This is a genomic window from Streptomyces sp. NRRL S-455 (assembly GCF_000717875.1).
Lineage (GTDB): Bacteria > Actinomycetota > Actinomycetes > Streptomycetales > Streptomycetaceae > Streptomyces.
Map to the genome: position 1 here is coordinate 87,081 of NZ_JOCT01000006.1, position 23,172 is coordinate 110,252.

A 23,172-nucleotide genomic window follows, 5' to 3' on the forward strand; every position below is an offset into this window, starting at 1 on the left:
ATGGCCCGCCGGGAGAGCCGGACGATCCGCCGGGAGAGCCGGACGACCCGCCGAGAGGCCCCTGCGGCCCGCCGAGAGGCCCGGGTCGCCCGCGGGGACGGGCGGCTCACTCGCTCGATCGGTGAATCATCGCGGGACCCGGAACGATCTCGGGCCCCTCGGGCGTTGGATGCGGCAGGACGACGGGGGTGGCGATGAGGCGGGCGAGCGACACACAGGGCGGCCGGGTGACAGTCAGCAAGGAGGGGCTGCCTTCCTGGCTGGATCCGGTCGTGCACGCCGCCGAGACGGTGCGGCCGACGCAGCTGAGCCGCTTCCTGCCGCCGGAGGACGGTGCCGGGCGTCAGTCCGCCGTGCTGATCCTGTTCGGTGAGGGCGAGCGGGGGCCGGAGCTGCTGCTCATGGAGCGCGCGAGCTCACTGCGTTCCCATGCCGGCCAGCCCTCGTTCCCCGGCGGCGCCCTCGACCCGGAGGACGGCGACCCGCGCGGCGACGGCCCGCTGCGGGCGGCCCTGCGGGAGGCGGAGGAGGAGACCGGGCTCGACCCCTCGGGCGTACAGCTCTTCGGCGTCCTGCCCCGGCTGTACATCCCGGTCAGCGGCTTCGTCGTCACCCCGGTGCTCGGCTGGTGGCGTGAGCCCAGCCCGGTCGGGGTCGTCGATCCGAACGAGACCGCCAGGGTCTTCACCGTCCCCGTGGTGGATCTCACGGATCCCGCCAACCGCGCCACCACCGTCCACCCCAGAGGCCATCGAGGCCCGGCATTTCTGGTCGAATCGGCCCTTGTCTGGGGTTTCACGGCCGGAATCATCGACCGTCTGCTGCACTACTCGGGCTGGGAGCGGCCCTGGGACCGTGAGAAGCAGGTCCCGCTCGACTGGCACGCATGACAGGGTGGCCTCCGTGAACGTGCTGGACATCCTGTTGCTGGTCGCCGCCGTGTGGTTCGCGGTCGTCGGGTACCGCCAGGGCTTCGTCGTCGGCATCCTGTCGGTGATCGGCTTCCTGGGTGGCGGCCTCGTCGCGGTCTACGTACTGCCCGTCATCTGGGACGCGATCACCGACAACGCGGAGGTGAACACGACCGCCGCCGTCGTCGCGGTGGTCGTCGTCATCGTCTGCGCCTCCATCGGGCAGGCCCTCACCACCCACCTCGGCAACAAGCTGCGCAGGTACATCACCTGGTCCCCGGCCCGGGCCCTCGACGCCACCGGGGGTGCCCTGGTCAACGTCGTGGCGATGCTTCTGGTCGCCTGGCTGATCGGCTCGGCCCTCGCGGGCACCACGCTGCCGACGCTGGGCAAGGAGGTCCGCAACTCCAAGATGCTGCAAGGCGTCTCCCAGGCGCTGCCCGACCAGGCCGCCACCTGGTTCGCGGACTTCTCCTCCGTCCTCGCGCAGAACGGCTTCCCGCAGGTCTTCAGCCCGTTCGCGAACGAACCGATCACCGACGTCCAGCCCCCGGACCCGGCCCTGGCCAACAGCCCGGTGGCCGCCCGCGCCCAGCGCTCCATCGTCAAGGTCATGGGTACGGCCCCGAGCTGCGGCAAGGTCCTGGAAGGCACCGGCTTCGTCTTCGACGACCGCCGTGTGATGACCAACGCTCACGTGGTGGGCGGTGTCGACGAGCCGACCGTGCAGATAGGCGGCGAGGGCAGGAAGTACGACGCCAGGGTCGTGCTCTACGACTGGCGGCGCGACATCGCCGTACTCGACGTGCCGGATCTCAAGGCGCCCGTGCTGCGGTTCACCACCGAGGACGCGAACAGCGGCGACGGCGCGATCGTCGCGGGCTTCCCGGAGAACGGGGCGTACGACGTGCGTGCCGCACGCGTGCGTGGCCGCATCACGGCCAACGGCCCGGACATCTACCACCGCGGCACGGTCCGCCGCGACGTTTACTCCCTCTACGCGGTCGTCCGCCAGGGCAACTCCGGCGGCCCGCTGCTCACCCCGGAGGGCAGGGTCTACGGCGTGGTGTTCGCCAAGTCCCTCGACGACGCCGAGACGGGATACGCGCTCACCGTGGACGAGATCCAGGACGACATCACCAAGGGCCGCAACGCCAACCAGCAGGTGGCCAGCGACAGCTGCGCCCTCTAGAAGGGACTAGAAGGGAGCGGCCGGGCGGTCAGGTGGTCGCGGCGTCACTCACACGAGTGGCGACTCAGTCGCGTGTGGGGCGCAGGCGCACGGAGACCCAGCGGGCCCGGCGGCGGAGGATGCGCGGAATCCCGACCCTGGGATCCGCGGTCACCATCTGCGATACGCCGCTTCGCCGGCGGGGGTTCGCACCGCCCGCCGAGCGGCGATTGCGGCTTGCGTCACTGTAGTCGTGCGTCCAGCCCATACCCCGACGTCTGCCCCCGGCCCATGGTCGATAACCGCTCCCGGCGCCTCCAATTGGCCTATGCGCCAGGCAATTGGCCGTTCGTCGGACAAGCGTTCACACCTCGGTACCGGACGCGCTCACTCGGTCACCGGTCGGGTTCGGGATCCTTCAGCCAGTTGATGAGTTCCGCGGAGAACGCGACCGGGTCCTCCTCGTGCGGGAAGTGGCCGAGACCGTCGAACAGGCGCCAGCGGTAGGGGGCTTCGACGTACTCGCCGGACCCGGCCGCGCTGCGTGTGCGCATCACGGGGTCGAGTGAGCCGTGCAGATGGAGCGTCGGCACGCGCACGGGCCGCTTCATCCGGCGGTTGAACTGGATGCCGTCCGGGCGGGCCAGGGAGCGCACCATCCAGCGGTACGGCTCGACCGCGCAGTGCGCCGCGGAGGGGATGCACATGGCGCGGCGGTAGTTCTCCAGCGTCTCGTCCTCCGGCGGGCGCGGCCCGGACCAGTCCTGGATCAGCTCGGCCACGAGCGCCCCGTCGTCGGCGGTGAGCTGCCGCTCGGGAATCCAGGGCCGCTGGAACCCCCAGATGTGTGAACCGGCACGGGTCTGCTTGACGTCCCGCAGCATGGCCGCGCGCCAGCGCCGCGGATGCGGCATGGACGCGACCGCGAGCCGCCGCACCAGCTTGGGCCGCATCGCGGCCGCCGTCCACGCGAGGTATCCGCCCAGGTCGTGGCCGACGAGTGCGGCGTCCGGCTCGCCGAGTGAGCGGATCACGCCGGTGACGTCGAGCGCCAGGTTGGCGGGGTCGTAGCCACGCGGCGTACGGTCGCTGCCCCCGACGCCGCGCAGGTCCATGGCGACGGCCCGGAAACCGGCCTCGGCGAGCGCCACCAGCTGGTGCCGCCAGGCCCACCAGAACTGCGGGAAGCCGTGCAGCAGCAGCACCAGCGGCCCGTCGCCCAGCTCCGCGATGTGGAAGCGGGCGCCATTGGCGGCGACGTCACGGTGGCTCCAGGGGCCGTCCAGGAGTACGGCCGAGGCCGGTTGTGCCGGGGAAGGGGCGGGGTCCGTCATGACGACGAGCGTGCCACAGCCTCGATCGCCTCGGGGCCCCGGTCCTGCGCCGCGAGCTCCGGACGCGGGTGCGGCTTCGCATTCTGCAGGACGCCCGCGCTCTCCTTCATCGAGGCGGCGACCTTCTGCGGGCCCTTGCTCTTCTTCGCCTTCTTCGCGAAGACCACGCCGATCAGCGCCAGCACGACCGCGATCAGCACGTTCGCCGCGAAGGACAGCAGGAAGCAGATCGCCAGGTTCCAGTCGCTCCAGGTGCGGATGCCGTACGCCAGCGCGAAGTTCAGCATCGGCAGGGAGAACAGCAGTACCGCCCCCGCCATCGAGAAGGCGCCGCCACTGGTCGCGCCGCGCTTCACGTCCTGCTTGAGCTGCGCCTTCGCCAGCGCGATCTCGTCGTGCACCAGCGCCGACATTTCCGCCGTCGCCGAGGCGAACAGCTGGCCGATGGTGCGTTCGGCGCCGACCGGGCTGCCGTCGGGTGCGCTCATCGCGGTCTCCCTCTTCTGCGTACGGTCCGATGTCCGCGTCTTCTGTCCGGCTCGTACACAGTCGTTGCACTGCGTACGGCCTGACTGCGTACGGTCCCGTCTTTTGTACCGTCTCGTCAGATCATGCCGGACCGTCGCGGTCATCGCCTGCCCCGCCCGGCACTTCGGCAAGCCCGTGCCGCGCGTCCGCCTTCTCCTGGGCGATCCGGCGGTGCTCGGCGGCCTTGCGTTCGTAGATGTCGGCGAGGCGCAGGTGGTACGCGGGGTCGTCCTCCTCGTAGATGTCCGGCACACCGCTGAGGTCCTCGTCGCGCTCCTCCTCCTCCCACAGACGGCGGTACTTGGCGTTCCGTACCTTCAGCAGGACGGTCGCGAGTGTCGCGGCGATCAGGGAACCCAGCAGGACGGCGGCCTTGACCTCGGCCGTCATGGTCTGGTCACCCTCGAAGGCGAGTTCGCCGATGAGCAGCGACACGGTGAAGCCGATACCGGCGAGGCTCGCCACCGCGAACACGTCGGCCCAGGCGAGGTCGTCGCTGAGTGACGCCCGGGTGAAGCGGGCCGTCAGCCAGGTCCCGCCGAAGATGCCGAGAGTCTTGCCGACGACGAGTCCGAGGACGACGCCGAGGGTCTCCGGCTTGGTGAACACGTCGGCGAGCGCGCCGCCGGAGATGGCGACACCGGCACTGAAGAGTGCGAACAGCGGCACGGCCAGACCCGCCGACAGGGGCCGTACCAGGTGTTCGATGTGCTCACCGGGGGAGTGCTCCTCGCCCTCGTTCCGGTGGCAGCGCAGCATCAGGCCCATGGCGACGCCGGCCACGGTGGCGTGGACGCCGCTGTTGTACATCAGCGCCCAGATGACCAGGGCGAGCGGCACGTACACGTACCAGCCGCGCACGCCCTTGCGCAGCAGCAGCCAGAAGACGACCAGGCCCGCCGCGGCGCCGCCGAGCGCGGCGAAGTTCAGCTCGGCGGTGAAGAAGACCGCGATGATCAGGATCGCGAAGAGGTCGTCGACGACGGCCAGCGTGAGCAGGAAGGCCCGCAGCGCGCTCGGCAGTGACGTGCCGATGACCGCGAGCACCGCGAGGGCGAAGGCGATGTCGGTGGCCGTGGGCACGGCCCAGCCGGCCAGGGAGCCGCCGCCGGTGGCGTTGGTGACGGTGTAGACGAGCGCCGGTACGGCCATGCCGCACAGGGCGGCGACCACGGGGAGCGCGGCAGCCTTGGGGTCGCGCAGGTCGCCCGCGACGAGCTCGCGCTTGAGCTCGATGCCGGCGACGAAGAAGAAGATCGCCAGCAGGCCGTCGGCGGCCCAGTGCGCGATCGACAGGTCGAGGCCGAGAGCCGCGGGGCCGAGGTGGAAGTGGGAGACGCTCTGGTAGCTGTCCTGCAGCGCGGGGATGTTCGCCCAGAGCAGTGCGGCGACCGCGGCGGCGAGCAGCAGCACCCCGCCGACGGTCTCGGTGCGCAGCGCGTCCGCCACATAGGTCCGCTCGGGGAGGGAGAGCCGGCCGAGGACCTTGCGGGGGGCGGTGGAGCGGGGCGCGGGCACTGGGGAGACCTCCGGTTCTGGGCAGGACGCGACTATCTGCCGACCAGACTTCCCGGCACCCCTATGAGCTTCGTTTTGTTTAGCTTACCTAAGTGTGCGTCGGGGTGTGCGGGGTGATCTTCCCCAGCGGCCGCGAGGGGCACCCGGCGCGCATGGCTGCCGGGTGCCCCTCCTCGGTTCCGCTATGCCGGGCTCAGTCCTCGCTCGGCGCGGCCGGCAGCTTCGCCTGGATGAGGTCCATGACCGTGGAGTCGGTCAGCGTGGTGACATCACCGAGCTGGCGGTTCTCGGCGACGTCCCGCAGCAGCCGGCGCATGATCTTGCCGGAGCGGGTCTTGGGCAGCTCGGCCACCGGCAGGATCCGCTTGGGCTTGGCGATCGGGCCGAGGGTGTTGCCGACGTGCGTGCGCAGCTCGGCGACCAGGTCCTCGGTCTCGGCGGCCGTACCGCGCAGGATCACGAAGGCGACGATCGCCTGCCCGGTCGTCTCGTCCGCCGCGCCGACCACGGCCGCCTCGGCGACCGACGGGTGGGACACGAGCGCCGACTCGACCTCCGTGGTCGAGATGTTGTGCCCGGAGACGAGCATGACGTCGTCGACCCGGCCGAGCAGCCAGATGTCACCGTCGTCGTCCTTCTTGGCACCGTCACCGGCGAAGTACTTGCCCTCGAAACGCGACCAGTACGTGTCGATGAACCGCTGGTCGTCCCCCCAGATGGTGCGCAGCATCGACGGCCACGGCTCGGTCAGCACCAGATAGCCGCCTCCGCCGTCGGGCACTTCGTTGGCCTCGTCGTCGACGACCGTCGCGGAGATGCCGGGCAGCGGCGTCTGCGCGGAGCCCGGCTTGGTCGCGGTCACGCCCGGCAGCGGGGTGATCATCATCGAGCCGGTCTCGGTCTGCCACCAGGTGTCCACAACCGGGGTGCGGTCGCCGCCGATGTTCTTGCGGTACCAGACCCACGCCTCGGGGTTGATCGGCTCGCCCACCGAGCCCAGCACGCGCAGGCTGGACAGGTCGAACTTGGCGGGGATGTCGTCGCCCCACTTCATGAACGTACGGATCGCGGTCGGCGCGGTGTAGAGGATCGTCACGCCGTACTTCTGCACGATCTCCCAGAAGCGGCCCTGGTGCGGGGTGTCGGGCGTGCCCTCGTACATGACCTGCGTGGCGCCGTTGGCGAGCGGGCCGTAGACGATGTACGAGTGGCCGGTGACCCAGCCGACGTCGGCGGTGCACCAGTACACGTCGGTCTCCGGCTTGAGGTCGAAGACGGCGTGGTGGGTGTAGGCGGTCTGGGTGAGGTATCCGCCGGACGTGTGCAGGATGCCCTTCGGCTTACCCGTGGTGCCCGAGGTGTAGAGGATGAACAGCGGGTGCTCGGCGTGGAACGCCTGCGGGGTGTGCTCCGCGCTCTGGCGGTCCACGAGGTCGTGCCACCACACGTCGCGGCCCTCGGTGAAGGCGACCTCCTGGCCGGTGCGGCGCACGACCAGGACGTGCTCGACGTTGCCCGCCTTCTCGACCGCCTCGTCCACGGCCGGCTTGAGCGCGGACGGCTTGCCGCGCCGGTAGCCGCCGTCGGAGGTGATGACCACGCGCGCGTCGGCGTCCTGGATGCGGGTGGCGAGCGCGTCCGAGGAGAAGCCGCCGAAGACGACCGAGTGGGCGGCGCCGACGCGGGCGCAGGCCAGCATCGCGATCGCCGTCTCGGGGATCATCGGCATGTAGACGGCGACCCGGTCACCGGCCTGAACTCCCAGCTCCAGCAGCGCGTTGGCCGCCTTGGAGACCTCGTCCTTGAGCTCGGCGTAGGTGATCGCGCGGCTGTCGCCGGGCTCGCCCTCGAAGTGGATGGCGACCCGGTCGCCGTGGCCGGCCTCGACATGCCGGTCGACGCAGTTGTAGGCGACGTTGAGCTCGCCGTCCTGGAACCACTTGGCGAACGGCGGATTCGACCAGTCGAGTGTCTCGGTGGGCTCCTTGGCCCAGGTCAGCCGACGGGCCTGCTCGGCCCAGAAGCCGAGCCTGTCAGCCTTGGCCTGTTCATACGCCTCCGCGGTGACGTTGGCGTTCGCGGCCAGGTCGGCGGGGGGTGCGAACCTGCGCTCTTCCTTGAGCAGGTTGGAGAGGGAAGGATTCTCACTCACTCGCCCATCTCCTCCCTCAGCAGGTTGGCCAGGCTTTCGTTGCTCACGGCATCTGCCTTTCCCAGGGTGTCCGTTGTGTCCCAGGCCACAGCTCATCAGACCCGGGGGTGCGATGACAAGGGCCGACCGCCGATTGGTTTAGACCTGTCAGCGGCGCTGTCGGGACCGGGGTCATCCGTACCCACGTACGCCGACCAGGGAAGGTTCAGCCGGTGCCGCGCCGATCACCGGATCTTGCTCAGGGGGTGCCGTGCGTGTCCGGGTGGGCACCCCGCCGTCGTTCGGGGTGCCCACCCTGGCCGGGTGGCGGCTCACGCCGTGAGGTCCGCCTCCCGGACCCGGTCGAAGACGCGCTCGCCGTCCGCGTCGGTGAGCAGGTACGCCTCCGCCTCCCCCACGTGGAAGTACATGCCGTGCAGCTCCAACGTGCCCTTCTCCAGGGCCCGGGCCACCGACTCGTGGGCGCGCAGATGCTCCAGCTGCTGGACCACGTTGGTCAGGCAGAGCTGCTCGACCGCGTCCTCGGGATCCCGCCCTGCGAGTCCGCCCCACGGCAGGCCGTCGTGGGTCATGCGCTCCAGGCTGGGCAGCCCGTGCCGCAGCCACCGCTCGAGCGGTGTCCGGGTGCTGCCGGGCTCGGAGCCCAGCAGCGCCTGCATGGCGCCGCATCCCGAGTGCCCGCACACCGTGATGGACCGCACCTGGAGCACGTCCACGGCGTACTCGATCGCGGCCGCCACCGAGTCGTCGCCGCTCTCCTCGCCGGGCCGCGGGACGAGGTTGCCCACGTTGCGCACCACGAACAGGTCGCCCGGACCACTGGAGGTGATCATCGACGTGACCAGCCGTGAGTCGGCGCAGGTCAGGAAGAGCTGCGAGGGCCGCTGCCCTTCGCGCGCCAGCCGGGCCAGCTCGCTGCGCACCAGGGGCGCGGTGTTGCGCTGGAACGCGCTGATGCCACGCGCCAGTTCATGCCCACTGGCTCCTCCGGTGCCCGTCAGGTCCGGCGCGGAGCGGTCCGTGCCGGCCGGGGCGTGCTCTGCGGGGGGAGTGGACTGGGGGCGTTCGCACTGGTGGTTGCGCCAGGGCGTCCAGGGCCGGCAACGGCAGCCGGTCGAGGCCTGCGGCTCGGAGATGCGCGTGCCGGGGTGCCGTCCGGTGATCTCGACGGTGCCTCCCTGCGCGGTGTGCGTCTTCTGCCAGTCCTGCAAGGTCTCGTACGCCGCGTGGTCCATGAACGAACCGTCCAGCTCGACGACCGTGGCGGCGCCGTGGGGCACGAGATGCAGGGCCCGGCTGAGACGTGGCACCGCGAGGAACGTCAACTGCCCTCTGACGTGTACGTGGTGGACTCCTTCCCTCTCCCTGTGTGTGATGCGGGTGCGGGTGAGGCGGTGCAGGGCGACCCCGACGGCCGTGGCGATGCCGAGTGCCACGCCCTGGAGGACGCCGAGGAAGACGACGCCGAGGGTCGTGACGGCGTACACCCAGACTTCTCGGTGGCGCGTCACCGTGCGGATGTGATGCAGGGACACCATCTGGATGCCGATGGCCATCACCAGGGCGGCGAGCGAGGCCAGCGGGATGAGCTCCAGGACCGGGACCATCAGCAGTGTGGCGATCACTACGAAAACGCCGTGCAGCATCGTGGAGTTCCGGCTCACCGCACCCGCGTTCACGTTCGCCGAACTGCGCACGGCGACACCGGCGATGGGCAGTCCGCCGAGCGAACCGGAGACGATGTTGGCGGCGCCCTGGCCCAGCAGTTCGCGGTCGAGGTCGGAGCGCCCGACGTGGCCGGACGCGCCCTCTCGGCGGGCGACCAGCTTGTCCACGGCGACCGCGCCGAGCAGTGACTGCACGCTGCACACCAGGGTGATGGTGAGCACCGCGGCGGCGAGGCCGAGCACGGAGCCCTCGGGCAGTCCGGCCAGGGCGTGGTTGCTCCAGGAGGGCAGGTCGACCTTGGGCAGGCGGAGGCCGGTGAGGGCGGCGGCCGCGGTGGCTCCGGTGACGGCGACGAGCGCGGCCGGGACCTTGCGCAGCAGGCGGCCTCTCCGGCCCGGCATTCTCGGCCAGAGCAGCAGCAGCGCGAGGGTCAGCACGCTCACCGACACGGCCTCGGGGCGCATGTGCGCCAACTGGGCGGGCAGGGCACGCAGGTTGCCGGGGACGGAGCTCTGGGGGGTGCCGCCGAGCACGATGTGCAGCTGGGCCACGGCGATGGTGACGCCGATCCCGGCGAGCATGCCGTGCACGATGGCGGGACTCACGGCAAGGGCGCCGCGCGCCACACGCAGGCAGCCCAGGCCCAGCTGGGCGAGGCCGGCGAGGATGGTGATGGCGCAGGTCGCCCGCCAGCCGTAGCGCTGGATGAGGTCGGCGGTGACGACGGTGAGTCCGGCGGCCGGTCCGCTCACCTGGAGCGGGGAGCCGCCGATGCGTCCGGCGACGAGCCCGCCCACGGCGGCGGCGACGAGGCCGGCCTGGAGGGGTGCGCCGGTGGCGAGGGCGATGCCCAGGGACAAGGGCAGGGCGATCAGGAAGACCGCGATCGAGGCCGACACGTCGGCACCCGCGATCCTGAATCGGCGGGGCCCGGCCGGCGGCGGGCTGTGGGGTGGATGGGTGCGCTCGGTCCGGTCCGAATCGGCGGCGCGTGCGGGGACGCAGGATGACATGTTTTCCCGTCTCCTCCAGGGCTGCGCGGTCGCGTGACGTGGGGTCCCCGCTCGGGGGGCGGGGTTCTGGTCGCGGCCGTGACTACGGCGTGAATCGGCGGGATGAAGCAACGCTCAGTAAACGAATCGTAATGCAGAGTAAAGGGCGAGCATAGATTTTGCGGGCAAATGGGTGAATGGAACACCTATAAGGGTGAAGCGGCTATTTCATCGGCTTGTCGTACTAATTCCTTCTTCTTCTCATGCGAACTTGGCGGCGCTGTCGGCACCCGAGAGAAGGAAGAAGGTGGGCGACACATGGCCGCCACCCGCAGGACCGCCGCAGGTTCTCTGATTGCCGCGATGTGCGCCGCATCCCTCGCCGGTTGCGCGACCGGCGCCCCCCGGGAAAAAGCCCCCGAGCCGCGGAAGCCGAAGCCGGCCCAGGCGCCGAAGAGCGTGGTCCGGCTGATCGGAGACGGCTCCACCGCCTACACCGGCGCGCAGCCCCACCTGCCCAGGCCCGCGCGGCTGCGGCCCGGTCAGAAGCCGCCGCAGTTCGTCGTCTTCTCCTGGGACGGCGCGGGCGAGGACAGCCAGAAGCTGTTCTCCCACTTCCGCAAGGTCGCCAGGGAGAACGACGCGACCATGACGTACTTCCTGAGCGGCGTGTACATGCTGCCGGACGACAAGCGCGAACTGTACCGGCCGCCGCAGCACTCGCCGGGCCGCTCCGACATCGGCTTCAACGACCGCCGTGGCATCGCCGCCACCGTGCAGCAGCTCCGCCTGGCCTGGCTGGAGGGCAACGAGATCGGGACCCACTTCAACGGCCACTTCTGCGGCAGCGGCGGCGGGGTCGGTGAGTGGTCGGTGAAGGACTGGAAGGACGAGATCGCCCAGGCCAAGCAGTTCGTGAAGACCTGGAAGACCAACACCGGCCTGAAGAACGCGTCGCCGCTCCCCTTCGACTACGACAAGGAGCTCATCGGCGCGCGCACACCCTGTCTGGAGGGGCAGCGGAACTTCATCAGGGCGGCCCGCGACCTGGGCTTCCGCTACGACACCAGCGGCGTCAACGACCAGGTCTGGCCGGGCAGAAAGGGCGGCCTGTGGGACCTGTCCATGCAGCTCGTGCCGTTCCCCGGCCACTCCTACGAGCAGCTCACCATGGACTACAACTTCATGGTCAACCAGTCGGGCACCGACACCCAGGGCGACCCCGCCAAGCACGCCTTCTGGGGCGACCAGATGCGCGACGGCCTGCTCGGGGGCTTCTACCGGGCCTACCACGGCAACCGCGCGCCGCTGATCATCGGCAACCACTTCGAATCCTGGAACGGCGGCACCTACATGCGGGCCGTCGAGGAGGTCATCGAGGCGGTGTGCACCAAGAAGGAGGTGCGCTGTGTCTCGTTCCGGCAGCTGGCGGACTGGCTGGACGCCCAGGACCCCAGGACGCTGGAGAAGCTGCGGACGCTCAAGGTAGGCGAGGCGCCGAGGCAGGGCTGGGCGTCCTTCCTCGCGGGTCGGCCCACTCCGGCTCAGAAGGGGGCGCCCAAGGCTCCGGCCGCCAGGGGATAGCCGCGTGAAGAAGGCCACTCCACCGCCGGGCGGACCCCCGGGGTGCGTAGGGTCGTACTCATGAGTACAGCAGGCGCGACCGCCGACCCCCTCGCATCACTGGGCGACCTGCCCGGCGTGGCCGAGTCCGTGGAGTCCGTGCGCAAGGCCGTGGACCGGGTCTACGGCCACCGGATCATGCGCCGGCGCAGCAACGCGATCACCTCCGAGGCGGCCCTGCGCGGGGCACGCGGCTCAGCGGCGCTGTCCGGCGCGGACTGGGCGCTCGAGGAAGTGCGCCGGCGTACGGACTTCAGCGGTGACGACGAGGCCCGCGCCGTGGGAGCGGCCCTGCGGCTCACCGCGGAGGCTGGGCAGCTGCTGTCGATCTGGCGGCAGTCGCCCCTGCGGGTGCTGGCCCGGCTGCACCTGGTGGCTGCGGCCGGCAAGGCGGACCAGGTGGGGCGGCCCCGGCAGGAGGGTGAGCCGGTCGACGACCCGCTCAACGGGCTGCCGCTGCCGAGTGCGGCGGAGGCGCACGGCAGGCTGGAAGGGCTGGGCGGGCTGATCATCGCCGGGAGTTCCGCGCCGGCCCTGGTGACGGCTGCCGTGGTGCACGGCGAGCTGCTGGCGCTGCGTCCCTTCACGTCCCACAACGGCCTGGTCGCGCGCACGGCCGAACGCATCGTCCTGGTCGGCAGCGGCCTGGACCCGAAGTCGGTCTGCCCGGCCGAGGTCGGACACGCCGAGCTGGGCCGCGAGGCCTACCTGGAAGCGCTGGACGGGTATGTCTCCGGCACCCCGGAAGGCATGGCCGCCTGGATCGCCCACTGCGGCCGGGCGGTGGAGCTGGGGGCGCGCGAGTCGACGGCGGTGTGCGAGGCGTTGCAGCGCGGAGCGGCGTGAAAGCTGACGGGAAAAGAGATGCGGCGGTACGAGATCTCGTACCGCCGCTGGCATGAGCACCGGGTTACCAAGCGTCCTCGATATATGCCCATCAGGTCGGGAACTTTGCCCGTCACCTGGTGCGGCTGGCCCGTAATCGACGGGTCGACGTCGCGTGGGTGCCCGGTGTTCATGCGCGGTCCGTGGGGCCAAATGCGTATTTAAGGTGATCCTCTCGGATGTCCTTGGTCTCGCGGGCCGTTGACTCCTTTGTACTCCTGACTCACAGGAAGCGGAAGCCCGGACTGCACTTCTTTACTTTCGGGTGCGCATACGACGTCGGGTCGTTCCCAGGTCAAGCGGCTGTCGCCCGGCGCCGGTTCGCGAACCAGACCAGACCGGCTGTGGCCGCCGCGGCGCCTATCGCGGCGACCGCGACCAGCGCCGGACGCGGCGGTACGGAGAACGAGGGGATGCGCTGCTTGAGCCGGACCGGACGGTGGAAGTCCAGGATCGGCCACCCGCGCGCGAGGGCCTCGCGGCGCAGCGCACGGTCCGGGTTCACCGCATGGGGGTGGCCGACGGACTCGAGCATGGGGACGTCGGTCGCCGAGTCGCTGTAGGCGTAGCAGCGGCTGAGGTCGTACCCCTCGGACGCGGCCAGCTCCTTGATGGCCTCGGCCTTGGTCGGGCCGTAGGCGTAGTACTCCACCTCGCCGGTGAAGCAGCCGTCGTCGCCCACGACCATGCGGGTCGCCACCACGCGGTCCGCGCCGAGCAGCTCGCCGATCGGCTCGACGACCTCCGCGCCCGACGTGGACACGATCACGACGTCGCGGCCGGCGGTGTGGTGCTCCTCGATGAGGGAGGCGGCCTCGTCGTAGATGATCGGATCGATCAGATCGTGCAGCGTCTCGGCGACGATCTCCTTGACCTGCTGCACGTTCCATCCGCGGCACAGCGCGGACAGATACGAGCGCATGCGCTCCATCTGCTCGTGGTCGGCACCGCCGGCGAGGAAGACGAACTGGGCATATGCAGTTCGCAGGACAGCCCTTCGGTTGATCAGGCCGCCTTGGTAGAACGACTTGCTGAAGGTGAGCGTGCTCGACTTCGCAATGACCGTCTTGTCCAGGTCGAAGAACGCCGCGGTGCGGGGCAAGGAGTGGTTTTCCACGCCCCTGAGCATAGGGGCAGCCCATTCGGCGTAAGGTGGGGCGCGTGGGTTTGCCTGAGAGGGCTCTCGGGTACACCATGGAAGTCACGGATCGTTCGCGACCGTGCTAACCCGGCCCGACTCCTCCCCCCCCGAGTCGGCCGTGGGGACGACCCCCGCTCTCCCCCCCGGCGGGGGTCGTCGCATGTCCGGGTGGGTTTTCTCCTTCTTCGCGCGGTCAGAGTGCTGCCGGGGTGCTGCGAGGGGCAGCAGATTGTCATGGGCATGACTCTTCACCGTATGTAGCCGCCGGACTGCCCTGCGGGAGTCGCACAAGGGGTCTGCGGGGGCCACCGGTATGGGTGACGACGATATTCACAACCCTCGGGACGTCCACAGTTATCCACCAAGATCCACACGAAATCCGAGATCGCTGCACCGTGATTCCAGCGCGCCCCGGTCGCGGCGAGTTCATCGCCGGTTCCGATTCGCGGGGGCGTTTGGCCGGTTTACGTCGGCCGTTCATAGGGAGGCCGCCTTGTCGGTTCTTCCCACGATCGGAAATCGCGGGGCCGCGGAGGCCGCGCGAGCCATGCAGCGAAGGGGGATGGAGACCGTGGCCGGAACCGTCACACACGATCCGCCGCCGGCCGCCGGAGGGCGGCAGGGCGGACCGCTGATCGTCACCGAGGACACCGAGCTCCTCGACGATCTGCTGCGCCTGTGCGCGGCGGCCGGCGCGACACCCGAGGTGCACCACGGGGTGCCGGAGCGCAGAGGCAGCTGGGAGGCCGCGCCCCTCGTCCTCGTGGGCGACGATGCGGCGCGGCGCCTGCGCGGGGCCGCGCGCAGACGGGGAGTCGTCCTCGTCGGACGCGACCCGGACGACTCCGGGGTGTGGCGGCGTGCCGTCGAGATCGGCGCCGAGCACGTCCTGATGCTGCCCGACGGCGAGCAGTGGCTGGTCGACCGCATCGCCGACGTCGCAGAGGGCGTCGGCCGGCCCGCGCTCACCGTGGGCGTCATCGGCGGCCGGGGCGGGGCCGGAGCGTCCACGCTCGCGTGCGCGCTCGCCGTCACCTCCGCGAGGGAGGGACTGCGCACCCTCCTCGTGGACGCCGATCCGCTGGGTGGCGGGCTCGACGTACTCCTCGGCGGAGAGACGGCCGACGGACTGCGCTGGCCCGCGTTCGCCGCCTCACGCGGACGGGTCGGCGGCGGCGCCCTGGAGGAGTCGCTCCCTGAGCTGCACTCGCTGCGGGTGCTCAGCTGGGACCGGGGCGACCGGATCGCCGTCCCGCCCCAGGCGGTGCGCGCGGTCCTCGCGGCGGCCCGGCGCCGGGGCGGCACCGTCGTGGTCGATCTGCCGCGCCGCGTCGACGACGGCGTCGCCGAAGTCCTCACCCAGCTGGACGTCGGCGTGCTGGTGGTGCCCGCGGAACTGCGGGCCGTCGCGGCGGCCGGGCGGGTGGCGTCCGCCGTCGGCATGGTCCTGCGCGATCTGCGGGTGGCGGTCCGCGGGCCCTACCCGCCGGGGCTCGACGAACGCGAGGTGGCACGGCTGCTCGGACTACCCCTGGTCGGCGAGGTGCCGGTCGAGCCGGGGCTGCTGCGCCCGGACGGGGCCACGGCGCCTCCGGGTGGCGTCCCGCGCGGACCGCTCGCCCGCTTCTGCAAGGGGTTCTGGGAGCGGGCGCTCGTCGAGGCGGGTGCCGCATGAGCGCGGCGACCGGCACGGTGTCCGGAGCCGAGGACGCCGGCCTGCTCGACGGAGTACGGCGGTGGCTCGCCGAGAGCGGTGCCGAGCCGACACCCGCGCGTGTGGCACAGGCCCTGCGGGAGCAGGGACGGGTGCTCGGCGACGCGGAAGTCCTGGGGGCCGCCGCCCAGTTGCGGTCCGAGCTGGTCGGCAGCGGGCCTCTGGAGCCGTTGCTCGCCGACCCGTCTGTGACGGACGTGCTGGTGTCGGCTCCCGACCGGGTCTGGGTGGACCGGGGCGGCGGACTGGAGCTCACGCCGGTGCGCTTCGCGGACGCGGCGGCCGTACGACGGCTCGCCCAGCGTCTCGCCGCGGTGGCCGGGCGCCGCCTGGACGACGCCCGGCCCTGGGCCGACGCCCGGCTGCCCGACGGAACGCGGCTGCACGCGGTGCTCCCGCCCGTGGCCGTGGACTGTGCCTGCCTCTCGCTGCGGGTCGTACGGCCGCGTGCCTTCACACTCGGCGAGCTGGTCACGGCGGGCACGGTGCCGCCGGGCGGGGACCGCGTGCTGCGGGCGCTGCTCGACGCGCGGCTGTCCTTCCTCGTCAGCGGGGGCACGGGCACCGGCAAGACGACGCTGCTGAGCGCCCTGCTGGGGCTGGTGGGAGCGGACGAACGGATCGTCCTGGCGGAGGACTCGGCGGAACTGCGGCCGGACCATCCGCACGTCGTGCGGTTGGAGAGCAGACCCGCCAACCAGGAGAGCGCGGGCCTCGTCACGCTCGAGGACCTGGTGCGCCAGGCGCTGCGGATGCGTCCCGACCGGCTGGTCGTGGGCGAGGTGCGGGGGCCCGAAGTGGTGCATCTGCTGGCCGCGCTGAACACCGGCCACGAGGGCGGGTGCGGGACGGTGCACGCCAATGCCGCCGCCGACGTACCGGCCCGCTTGGAGGCGCTCGGCACGGCCGCCGGGCTCGACCGGGCCGCACTGCACAGTCAGGTGGCCGCCGCCCTCTCCGTGGTGCTGCACCTCGTACGCGACCGGGCCGGGCGGCGGCGGATCGCCGAGGTGCACGTGCTGGAGCGGGACCCGACGGGACTGGTGCGGACGGTGCCGGCCCTGCGGTGGGGAGCGGAGGCCTTCGTGCGTGAGCGGGGGTGGGAACGGCTGCGGGGTCTGCTCCGCGACGACGTGACCGGCGGCGGGGCGGGTGCGGCCGGCCGTGCGCCGGTGGGAGGAGCCGGCGATGGCGGGGACGGAGGCGGACGGTTGACGACCGGACGGGGAGGACCGGGGGATGGCGGCGGTGGCTGAGATGTCGACGGGTGCGGCGGTGGCGTGTGTGGCAGCGGCGGTCTGGCTGCTGGGCGAGCGGAACCCGGCGCGGCGGGCGCGGCTGCTGCTCGCCGGCGGCGGGACCGCCGGGAGCGGGCCGCCCGGGTGGCGGCGGGTGCGCCCTGACGCGCTGCGGCGCCTTCGCGGGCGGCTGCGGGCCGAGTGGTGGGCGCCGGTGGCCGGGCTGGTGCTGGCGGTGCTCGGGGCGTCGGTGCTGCCGGCCGTCCTGGGGGCCGCCGGGGTACCGCTGCTGCGGCGGGTCCGGCTGGCCGGCCTGGCGCGGCGGGACCAGGAGCGCCGGGCGGACGCGGTGATCGCGTTGTGCGGCACGCTCGCCGGCGAGGTGCGGGCCGGACGCCAGCCGGGTGAGGCGCTGCTGCGGGCCGCGCGGGACCGCGGCGGACTCGCGGACGCACAGGCGACGGTGCTGGCGGCGGCGCGGTTCGGCGGCGATGTGCCGGGCGCGCTCGCGACCGCCGCACGGCAACCGGGCGCTGAAGGGCTGCGGGGACTCGCGGCGTGCTGGCGGGTGGCCGTGGACCAGGGCGCGGGACTCGCGGCCGGACTCGACCGGCTCACCGCGGCTCTGCGCGCGGAACGGGACCAACGTTGCGACCTGCGTGCCCAGTTGGCGGGTGCCCGCACCACGGCCGTGATGCTCGCCGGGCTGCCGGCCCTGGGGCTCCTCATCGGCACCGCCCTCGGCGCCGACCCCCTCCATGTCCTGCTGCACACCACGGCGGGCCTGGGCTGCCTGGTGGTCGGCGGGGCGCTGGAGGGCCTGGGGCTGTGGTGGGTGCTGCGGATCGTGCGGGGCGCGGAGGCGGCCGCATGAGCGGGGAAGTTATCCACAGGCTGGGGGTGGCAGCGGGGACGCTGCTGGGGCTCGGCTGGTCCGTGCGGTGGCTGGTGGAAGCGCGGCGCAGCCGGCGGATGCGGCGCCGGCTGACCGGACTGCCGGCCCGGGAGGCGACCGCCCCCGTCCCGCGCCTCGCCTTGCGCGGGGCAGCACACAGATGGCTCCCTCCCGTCGGCGTGGCGTGCGCCGGGTGGGCGTTGGTCGGCGGGCCCGCCGGTGTCGCGGTGGGACTGGCCGGTGCGGTGGGGATGTGGCGGTGGCGGCAGCGGCAGGAGGCGACCGCGGCCGTACAGGCGCCCGACCTGACCGAGGCGGCACGGCAACTGCCCCTGGCCGCCGACCTGCTGGCCGCCTGCATCGCCGCGGGCGCCGGCCCGGTGATAGCGGCCCAGGCGGTCGGCGAGGCCCTGGGCGGCCCCGTGGGAGACGCGCTGGTCCATGGCGCGGCGGAGGTGCGGCTGGGCGGCGAGCCGGGTTCCGCCTGGCGGAGGCTGGCCGCCCTCCCGGGTGCCGATGGCCTGGCCCGGCTGCTCGAGCGGGCCGGTGTGACCGGGCTGCCCGCCGCCACACCGGTCGCCCGGCTCGCCACCGAGGCCCGCGCCGACTGGGGCCGCGCCGCGACGGCCAGGGCACGCCGTGCGGGCGTCATCGTCAGCGCGCCCGTCGGACTGTGCTTCCTGCCGGCGTTCATCGCGGTCGGTGTGCTGCCCGTGGTGATCGGGCTCGCGGGCGGGGTGCTCGAGGGAGGTGGTGGCTGAGGCGGAGACGGGTCGGTGAGGCAAGTCGGCGACAACCAAATGAAGTTCGGACTCTTTCCTACGGGGGTTGAGATGTATCAGGCGGTACGGGCACGGCTGCGTGCCCTGGTGTGTGGGATGCGTACGGCGCGGAGGGACGCGGGGATGGTCACCTCCGAGTACGCGGTGGGAATCGTGGCGGCGGTCGCGTTCGCGGTGGTGCTCTACAAGGTCGTCACCAGCGGTGCGGTCGGCGCGGAGCTGCAGGGCATCGTGCAGGAAGCCCTCAATGCGCGCATGTGAGCGGGGCGCGGACCGGGGGTTCGTCACGGCGGAGTCGGCGGTCGTGCTGCCCGTGCTGGTGATGTTCGCGATGGCGCTGGTCTGGGGGCTGCTGGTGGTGGCCGCCCAGATCCAGTGCGTGGACGCGGCACGGACGGGCGCCCGCGCGGCGGCCCGCCAGGACCCGCCCGGCGCGGTCGTGCGCATGACCCGAGAGGCGGCACCGCCCGGCGCGAAGGTCACCGTCAGCCGGGACGCGGAGCACGTCCGGGTGGTCGTCGTGGCGGAGGCGCCGATGCTGCGGGGTTTGCCGTTCACCGTGCGCGAGGAAGCCGTGGCGTCGGTGGAGGAGGCCGTGGGGGTGGGCACATGAGACGACCGGCGGAGGTGCGGGGGCGGGAGACACGGCGGCGAGTGAGCGGAGGGGCCGCCTCGGATCAGGGATCCGCCACCGTCTGGAGCGTCGGAGCGATCGCCGTCCTGTGCGTGGTGTTCGGTGTCGTCCTCGCGCTGGGGCAGGCCGTCGTCGTCCGGCACCGGGCGGCGGGCGGTGCGGATCTGGCGGCGCTCGCGGCGGCGGACCACTGGGCCGAGGGAGGTGCGGCGGCCTGTGCCCGGGCCGGCCGGGTGGCCCGGGCACAGGGCGTGCGGCTGGTGCGGTGCGAGGTCGTCGGAGAGATCTCGGACGTGACGGCGGCGTCGGGCCGGGGGCCGTTCACGGCGCGGGTCAGGGCACGGGCGGGCCCTCCGGCGGCCCAGCCGGACCTTCCGTCGGCCGCTCAGCCGCATGGTCACCTGCCTCCTTCTCCTCCGGAGCCCCTTCCAGCAGCACCGTGAGCAGCCGCACCGCCCCCCTCTTGTGCAGCGGGTCGTTGCCGTTGCCGCACTTGGGGGACTGGATGCAGGACGGGCAGCCGGCGTCGCACTCACAGGAGGCGATGGCCTGGCGGGTGGCGGTCAGCCAGGTGCGGGCGGTGTGGAAGGCACGCTCCGCGAAGCCCGCGCCGCCCGGATGGCCGTCGTAGACGAAGACCGTGGGCAGGAGCGTGTCCGGGTGCAGCGGGATCGACACGCCGCCGATGTCCCAGCGGTCGCAGGTGGCGAAGAGGGGCAGCAGGCCGATCGACGCGTGCTCGGCGGCGTGCAGGGAGCCGCCGAGGATCTCCGGGTTGATCCGGGCCCGGTCCAGCTGGTCCTCGGTGACGGTCCACCACACCGCCCGGGTGCGCAGCGTACGAGGAGGGAGGTCGAGCTTCGTCTCGCCCAGGACCTCACCGGTGATGAGCCGGCGACGGAGGAAGCAGACGACCTGGTTGGTGACCTCGACGGAGCCGTAGCAGAGACGGCCGTCGCCCCAGGGGACCTCGACGTCGGTCTCCAGGACGGAGATGGCCGTCGTGTCCCGGGCGACCGTGGAGTAGGGCGGGGCGGCCTCCTCGACGAGGGCGACGGAGTCCTCCAGGTCCAGGGACCGCACCAGGTAGGTGCGGCCCTGGTGGAGGTGGACGGCCCCCTCGTGCACGGTCGAGTGCGCGGCGCCCGCGTCGACCGTGCCGAGCAGCCGGCCCGTGCCGGACTCGACGACCTGGACCGGGCGTCCGCCCTCACCGCGGATGTCGGTCAGGTCGGCGGCGCGCTCGCGGCGGGTCCAGTGCCAGGCCTTGGTGCGGCGGCGCAGCAGCTTCGCGGCCTCCAGCTGGGGCAGCAGGCCCTCGCAGGCCGGGCCGAACAGGTCGAGGTCCTCGTCCGTCAGGGGCATTTCCGCGGCGGCCGCGCACAGGTGCGGGGCGAGGACGTAAGGGTTGTCCGGGTCGAGGACCGTCGACTCGACGGGCTGGTCGAAAAGGGCCTCGGGGTGATGGACGAGGAAGGTGTCCAGCGGGTCGTCGCGGGCGACCAGGACGGCGAGGGCGCCCTGCCCGGACCGTCCGGCCCGGCCCGCCTGCTGCCACAGCGAGGCGCGCGTGCCCGGGTAGCCGGCGATGACGACCGCGTCGAGACCGGAGATGTCGATGCCGAGTTCGAGGGCGTTCGTCGCCGCGAGGCCCAGGAGTTCACCCGAATGGATGGCCCGTTCGAGTGCGCGGCGCTCCTCCGGGAGGTAGCCGCCCCGGTAGGCCGCGACACGCCCGGCCAGCGAACGGTCGACCTCGGCCAGACGCTCCTGGGAAATGACGGAGATCAGCTCGGCGCCGCGCCGCGACCGCACGAAGGCGACCGAACGCACACCCTGCACCGTGAGGTCGGTCAGCAGGTCGGCAGCCTCGGCAGTGGCGGTGCGGCGGACGGGGGCGCCCTTCTCGCCGTGCAGCTCGGTCAGCGGCGGCTCCCACAGCGCGAACACCAGTTCACCGCGGGGGGAGGCGTCGTCGGCGACCTCCACGACCGGCAGGCCGGTGAGGCGGCCGGCGGCCACCGCGGGCTCGGCGGCGGTCGCGGAGGCGAGCAGGAACACGGGCGAGGCGCCGTAACGGGCGCACAACCGGCGCAGCCGGCGCAGCACCTGGGCGACGTGCGACCCGAAGACCCCGCGGTAGGTGTGGCACTCGTCGACGACGACGTACTTCAGCGACTTCAGGAAGGAGGACCAGCGGGGGTGGGACGGCAGGATGCCGCGGTGCAGCATGTCCGGGTTGGTCAGGACGTAGTTGGCGTACTGACGGATCCACTCGCGTTCCTCGAACGGAGTGTCGCCGTCGTACACGGCCGGGCGCACCGAATGGCCCAGTGGATGTGAAAATTCCTTCACGGAGCGGCACTGATCCGCCGCAAGGGCCTTGGTGGGGGCCAGGTAGAGGGCGGTCGCGCCGCGGCCGTTCGGGGCCTCGGCGCCCTCCAGAAGGGTGGACAGGACCGGCACGAGATAGGCCAGGGACTTGCCCGAGGCCGTGCCGGTGGCGACCACGACGGAGTCGCCGTCCAGGGCGTGCTCGGCCGCGTGTGCCTGGTGGGCCCAGGGATGCTCGATACCCGCGGCCCGTACGGCGGCCACCACTTCGGCGCGGATCCGGTCCGGCCAGACGGCATGCCGACCCTCGCGCGGGGGCAGGTGCTCCGTATGAGTAATGCGCGAAGCCCTGCTCGGACCGGACGCGAGCCGGTCCAGGACCGCGCCCGGCGCGGGCCCGGGGGCGGGGTCCGTCGGGGTTCGATCGGATCGGTGATTCTTGGCCATCGGCACCGAGTGTGTCACTGGCGTGACGGACAATGGAGCCAAGGCGTCGTACACGCCTGCCGGTAAGTGATTGAATGCCATCGCGGCTGGCGAAGCGTCCAAGGGCTGAAGCCGAGATGCCCCGAGGGCGACCGCTCGATAGCAAGGTGCTGGAGGATCCGTGGACCTGTCCCTGTCGACCGAAACCATGGGCGATCGCACGATCGTCAGGGTTGGTGGCGAAATCGACGTATATACCGCGCCCAAGCTGCGCGAGCAGTTGGTCGAGCTGGTGAACGACGGCAGTTTCCACCTTGTCGTCGACATGGAGGGCGTGGACTTCCTCGACTCCACCGGACTCGGCGTGCTGGTCGGCGGCCTGAAGCGCGTGCGGGCCCATGAGGGCTCCCTGCGCCTGGTCTGCAACCAGGAGCGCATTCTGAAGATCTTCCGCATCACCGGCCTCACCAAGGTGTTCCCGATTCACACCTCGGTCGAGGAAGCGGTGGCGGCCACCGACTGATGACGGACCCGGGCCCCCGGGCCCGGGCCGGCCGAAGTGCGGCAAGAGTTCGGCAGAAGTGAAGACCGAGGGGGCCCGGGATTTCGGCGGCCCGGAGCCCCTCGACAGCACGCCCGTAGTTGCGAGGGGGATGCATGGCCACCGTTGAGCTCCGCTTCAGCGCGCTGCCCGAGCACGTCAGGACCGCCCGGTTGGTGGCGGCCGCGGTAGCGCGCAGGGCCGGGGTGGACGAGGCCGTCCTCGACGAGGTCAGACTCGCCGTCGGCGAGGCGTGCAGCCGGGCCGTCGGACTGCACAAGACCGGCGGGATCTCGGCACCGGTGAAGGTGCTGCTGATCGAGGAGGAGAAACAGTTCTCCATCGAGGTCGGCGACGAGGCCCCCCACGCTGTCCCGGGCGAGCGCGCGGACGGTGCTGGACCCGGCAACCCCGACGGAGAAGCCGAAGAGGACGAGATGGGCCTCGCGGTCATCAGTGGACTCGTCGACGACGTCGAGGTCAGCGCGGGAGAGCACGGCGGGTCGATCAAGATGACCTGGCCGACCACCCCGCCGCCGACGATCCTGGTCTGACCGGTCACAACCACAGCGTTTTCGACGAAGGGCCCCACCCGTGGGGCCCTTCGTCATGTGCGGTTGTCAGTGCTCGCCTTTACAGTGGTTCCTGTGCTGTTCATCGCGTGAATTCGTTCACGATCATTCGC

The 23,172-nt window shown here is 71.9% G+C and carries 21 protein-coding genes; 13 read left to right on the forward strand and 8 right to left on the reverse strand.

Going from position 1 to position 23,172, the window contains the following annotated elements; genetic code table 11:
• The first annotated feature begins 194 nt into the window (after nucleotides 1–194).
• On the forward strand, nucleotides 195–890 hold the full coding sequence (locus IE97_RS0111030) for an NUDIX hydrolase (protein WP_030235780.1): 696 nt from the start codon (nucleotides 195–197) through the stop codon (nucleotides 888–890).
• 13 nt (nucleotides 891–903) lie between these two features.
• A complete protein-coding gene (locus tag IE97_RS0111035; protein ID WP_030235783.1) occupies nucleotides 904–2,103 on the forward strand; it encodes a MarP family serine protease in 1,200 nt (399 codons plus the stop codon).
• 64 nt (nucleotides 2,104–2,167) lie between these two features.
• Here the strand turns inward: IE97_RS0111035 and IE97_RS42875 are convergent, their stop codons facing one another.
• From IE97_RS42875 to IE97_RS0111065, 6 genes are all read right to left on the reverse strand, one after another.
• Nucleotides 2,168–2,350, reverse strand: a complete 183-nt coding sequence (locus tag IE97_RS42875; protein ID WP_078603170.1) for a hypothetical protein — start codon at nucleotides 2,348–2,350, stop codon at nucleotides 2,168–2,170.
• Between the two features lie 127 nt (nucleotides 2,351–2,477).
• Nucleotides 2,478–3,416, reverse strand: a complete 939-nt coding sequence (locus IE97_RS0111040) for an alpha/beta fold hydrolase (RefSeq protein ID WP_030235787.1) — start codon at nucleotides 3,414–3,416, stop codon at nucleotides 2,478–2,480.
• Nucleotides 3,413–3,904, reverse strand: a complete 492-nt coding sequence (locus tag IE97_RS0111045) for a phage holin family protein (protein ID WP_030235790.1) — start codon at nucleotides 3,902–3,904, stop codon at nucleotides 3,413–3,415. Before IE97_RS0111045 ends, IE97_RS0111040 begins: the two co-directional genes overlap by 4 nt.
• A gap of 121 nt (nucleotides 3,905–4,025) precedes the next feature.
• The gene (nhaA, locus tag IE97_RS0111050; RefSeq protein WP_030235792.1) at nucleotides 4,026–5,462 is read right to left on the reverse strand and encodes a Na+/H+ antiporter NhaA; all 1,437 of its coding nucleotides are present in this window, start codon (nucleotides 5,460–5,462) and stop codon (nucleotides 4,026–4,028) included.
• Between the two features lie 193 nt (nucleotides 5,463–5,655).
• Complete coding sequence (gene acs, locus IE97_RS0111055) at nucleotides 5,656–7,614, reverse strand: acetate--CoA ligase (protein ID WP_030235797.1); 1,959 nt, start codon at nucleotides 7,612–7,614, stop codon at nucleotides 5,656–5,658.
• Nucleotides 7,615–7,925: 311 nt separating this feature from the next.
• Nucleotides 7,926–10,295, reverse strand: coding sequence for a bifunctional SulP family inorganic anion transporter/carbonic anhydrase (locus IE97_RS0111065; RefSeq protein WP_030235801.1), 2,370 nt, complete (start codon nucleotides 10,293–10,295; stop codon nucleotides 7,926–7,928).
• Nucleotides 10,296–10,592: 297 nt separating this feature from the next.
• On the opposite strand from IE97_RS0111065, the gene IE97_RS0111070 reads away from it, so the two are divergent.
• Both IE97_RS0111070 and IE97_RS0111075 read left to right on the forward strand, forming a co-directional pair.
• Nucleotides 10,593–11,858: a hypothetical protein gene (locus IE97_RS0111070; protein ID WP_030235806.1), complete on the forward strand. Its 1,266-nt coding sequence runs from the start codon at nucleotides 10,593–10,595 to the stop codon at nucleotides 11,856–11,858.
• 60 nt (nucleotides 11,859–11,918) lie between these two features.
• Entirely contained in the window at nucleotides 11,919–12,743 is an 825-nt protein-coding gene (locus IE97_RS0111075; RefSeq protein ID WP_030235808.1) for a hypothetical protein, read from the forward strand.
• Between the two features lie 334 nt (nucleotides 12,744–13,077).
• On the opposite strand, the gene IE97_RS0111080 is transcribed toward IE97_RS0111075, so the two are convergent.
• Nucleotides 13,078–13,911, reverse strand: a complete 834-nt coding sequence (locus tag IE97_RS0111080) for an HAD family hydrolase (protein ID WP_030235813.1) — start codon at nucleotides 13,909–13,911, stop codon at nucleotides 13,078–13,080.
• Nucleotides 13,912–14,485: 574 nt separating this feature from the next.
• On the opposite strand from IE97_RS0111080, the gene ssd reads away from it, so the two are divergent.
• From ssd to IE97_RS40105, 7 genes are all read left to right on the forward strand, one after another.
• On the forward strand, nucleotides 14,486–15,598 hold the full coding sequence (ssd, locus tag IE97_RS0111085) for a septum site-determining protein Ssd (RefSeq protein ID WP_030235816.1): 1,113 nt from the start codon (nucleotides 14,486–14,488) through the stop codon (nucleotides 15,596–15,598).
• Nucleotides 15,595–16,893, forward strand: coding sequence for a TadA family conjugal transfer-associated ATPase (locus tag IE97_RS0111090; RefSeq protein WP_030235819.1), 1,299 nt, complete (start codon nucleotides 15,595–15,597; stop codon nucleotides 16,891–16,893). The genes ssd and IE97_RS0111090 overlap by 4 nt, the downstream gene beginning before the upstream one ends.
• Nucleotides 16,877–17,749 carry a type II secretion system F family protein gene (locus IE97_RS0111095; protein WP_030235824.1) on the forward strand — a complete coding sequence of 291 codons (873 nt, stop codon included), beginning with the start codon at nucleotides 16,877–16,879 and terminating at the stop codon, nucleotides 17,747–17,749. The genes IE97_RS0111090 and IE97_RS0111095 overlap by 17 nt, the downstream gene beginning before the upstream one ends.
• A complete protein-coding gene (locus tag IE97_RS0111100; protein WP_030235829.1) occupies nucleotides 17,746–18,531 on the forward strand; it encodes a type II secretion system F family protein in 786 nt (261 codons plus the stop codon). The genes IE97_RS0111095 and IE97_RS0111100 overlap by 4 nt, the downstream gene beginning before the upstream one ends.
• Before the next feature lie 72 nt (nucleotides 18,532–18,603).
• Entirely contained in the window at nucleotides 18,604–18,813 is a 210-nt protein-coding gene (locus IE97_RS40100; RefSeq protein ID WP_030235832.1) for a DUF4244 domain-containing protein, read from the forward strand.
• Nucleotides 18,800–19,165 carry a TadE family type IV pilus minor pilin gene (locus IE97_RS0111110; protein ID WP_030235835.1) on the forward strand — a complete coding sequence of 122 codons (366 nt, stop codon included), beginning with the start codon at nucleotides 18,800–18,802 and terminating at the stop codon, nucleotides 19,163–19,165. The genes IE97_RS40100 and IE97_RS0111110 overlap by 14 nt, the downstream gene beginning before the upstream one ends.
• Nucleotides 19,162–19,629 (forward strand): Rv3654c family TadE-like protein, encoded by a 468-nt coding sequence (locus IE97_RS40105; RefSeq protein WP_078603171.1) that lies wholly within the window; start codon nucleotides 19,162–19,164, stop codon nucleotides 19,627–19,629. Before IE97_RS0111110 ends, IE97_RS40105 begins: the two co-directional genes overlap by 4 nt.
• Here the strand turns inward: IE97_RS40105 and IE97_RS0111115 are convergent.
• Nucleotides 19,520–22,048, reverse strand: a complete 2,529-nt coding sequence (locus IE97_RS0111115) for a DEAD/DEAH box helicase (RefSeq protein ID WP_078603172.1) — start codon at nucleotides 22,046–22,048, stop codon at nucleotides 19,520–19,522. The two genes, IE97_RS40105 and IE97_RS0111115, sit on opposite strands and share 110 nt — an antisense overlap.
• A 79-nt stretch (nucleotides 22,049–22,127) precedes the next feature.
• Here IE97_RS0111115 and bldG point away from each other — a divergent pair, with 79 nt between their 5' ends.
• Together bldG and IE97_RS0111125 are read left to right on the forward strand one after the other, a co-directional pair.
• Nucleotides 22,128–22,469 (forward strand): anti-sigma factor antagonist BldG, encoded by a 342-nt coding sequence (gene bldG, locus IE97_RS0111120; RefSeq protein WP_003991900.1) that lies wholly within the window; start codon nucleotides 22,128–22,130, stop codon nucleotides 22,467–22,469.
• Between the two features lie 134 nt (nucleotides 22,470–22,603).
• On the forward strand, nucleotides 22,604–23,041 hold the full coding sequence (locus tag IE97_RS0111125) for an ATP-binding protein (RefSeq protein WP_030235842.1): 438 nt from the start codon (nucleotides 22,604–22,606) through the stop codon (nucleotides 23,039–23,041).
• Nucleotides 23,042–23,172: the final 131 nt, after the last annotated feature.

Bases quoted from the DNA above. Each gene is read 5' to 3' on its own strand.
- IE97_RS0111075 (WP_030235808.1), top strand. From the start codon at position 11,919: ATGAGTACAGCAGGCGCGACCGCCGACCCCCTCGCATCACTGGGCGAC.
- IE97_RS40105 (WP_078603171.1), top strand. From the start codon at position 19,162: ATGAGACGACCGGCGGAGGTGCGGGGGCGGGAGACACGGCGGCGAGTG.
- IE97_RS0111040 (WP_030235787.1), bottom strand. From the start codon at position 3,416: ATGACGGACCCCGCCCCTTCCCCGGCACAACCGGCCTCGGCCGTACTC.
- IE97_RS0111095 (WP_030235824.1), top strand. From the start codon at position 16,877: ATGGCGGCGGTGGCTGAGATGTCGACGGGTGCGGCGGTGGCGTGTGTG.
- IE97_RS0111045 (WP_030235790.1), bottom strand. From the start codon at position 3,904: ATGAGCGCACCCGACGGCAGCCCGGTCGGCGCCGAACGCACCATCGGC.
- IE97_RS0111125 (WP_030235842.1), top strand. From the start codon at position 22,604: ATGGCCACCGTTGAGCTCCGCTTCAGCGCGCTGCCCGAGCACGTCAGG.
- IE97_RS0111070 (WP_030235806.1), top strand. From the start codon at position 10,593: ATGGCCGCCACCCGCAGGACCGCCGCAGGTTCTCTGATTGCCGCGATG.
- IE97_RS0111110 (WP_030235835.1), top strand. From the start codon at position 18,800: ATGCGCGCATGTGAGCGGGGCGCGGACCGGGGGTTCGTCACGGCGGAG.
- IE97_RS0111100 (WP_030235829.1), top strand. From the start codon at position 17,746: ATGAGCGGGGAAGTTATCCACAGGCTGGGGGTGGCAGCGGGGACGCTG.
- IE97_RS0111065 (WP_030235801.1), bottom strand. From the start codon at position 10,295: ATGTCATCCTGCGTCCCCGCACGCGCCGCCGATTCGGACCGGACCGAG.
- IE97_RS42875 (WP_078603170.1), bottom strand. From the start codon at position 2,350: ATGGGCTGGACGCACGACTACAGTGACGCAAGCCGCAATCGCCGCTCG.
- ssd (WP_030235816.1), top strand. From the start codon at position 14,486: ATGGAGACCGTGGCCGGAACCGTCACACACGATCCGCCGCCGGCCGCC.
- IE97_RS0111090 (WP_030235819.1), top strand. From the start codon at position 15,595: ATGAGCGCGGCGACCGGCACGGTGTCCGGAGCCGAGGACGCCGGCCTG.
- IE97_RS0111080 (WP_030235813.1), bottom strand. From the start codon at position 13,911: ATGCTCAGGGGCGTGGAAAACCACTCCTTGCCCCGCACCGCGGCGTTC.
- IE97_RS0111030 (WP_030235780.1), top strand. From the start codon at position 195: ATGAGGCGGGCGAGCGACACACAGGGCGGCCGGGTGACAGTCAGCAAG.
- IE97_RS0111115 (WP_078603172.1), bottom strand. From the start codon at position 22,048: ATGGCATTCAATCACTTACCGGCAGGCGTGTACGACGCCTTGGCTCCA.
- IE97_RS40100 (WP_030235832.1), top strand. From the start codon at position 18,604: ATGTATCAGGCGGTACGGGCACGGCTGCGTGCCCTGGTGTGTGGGATG.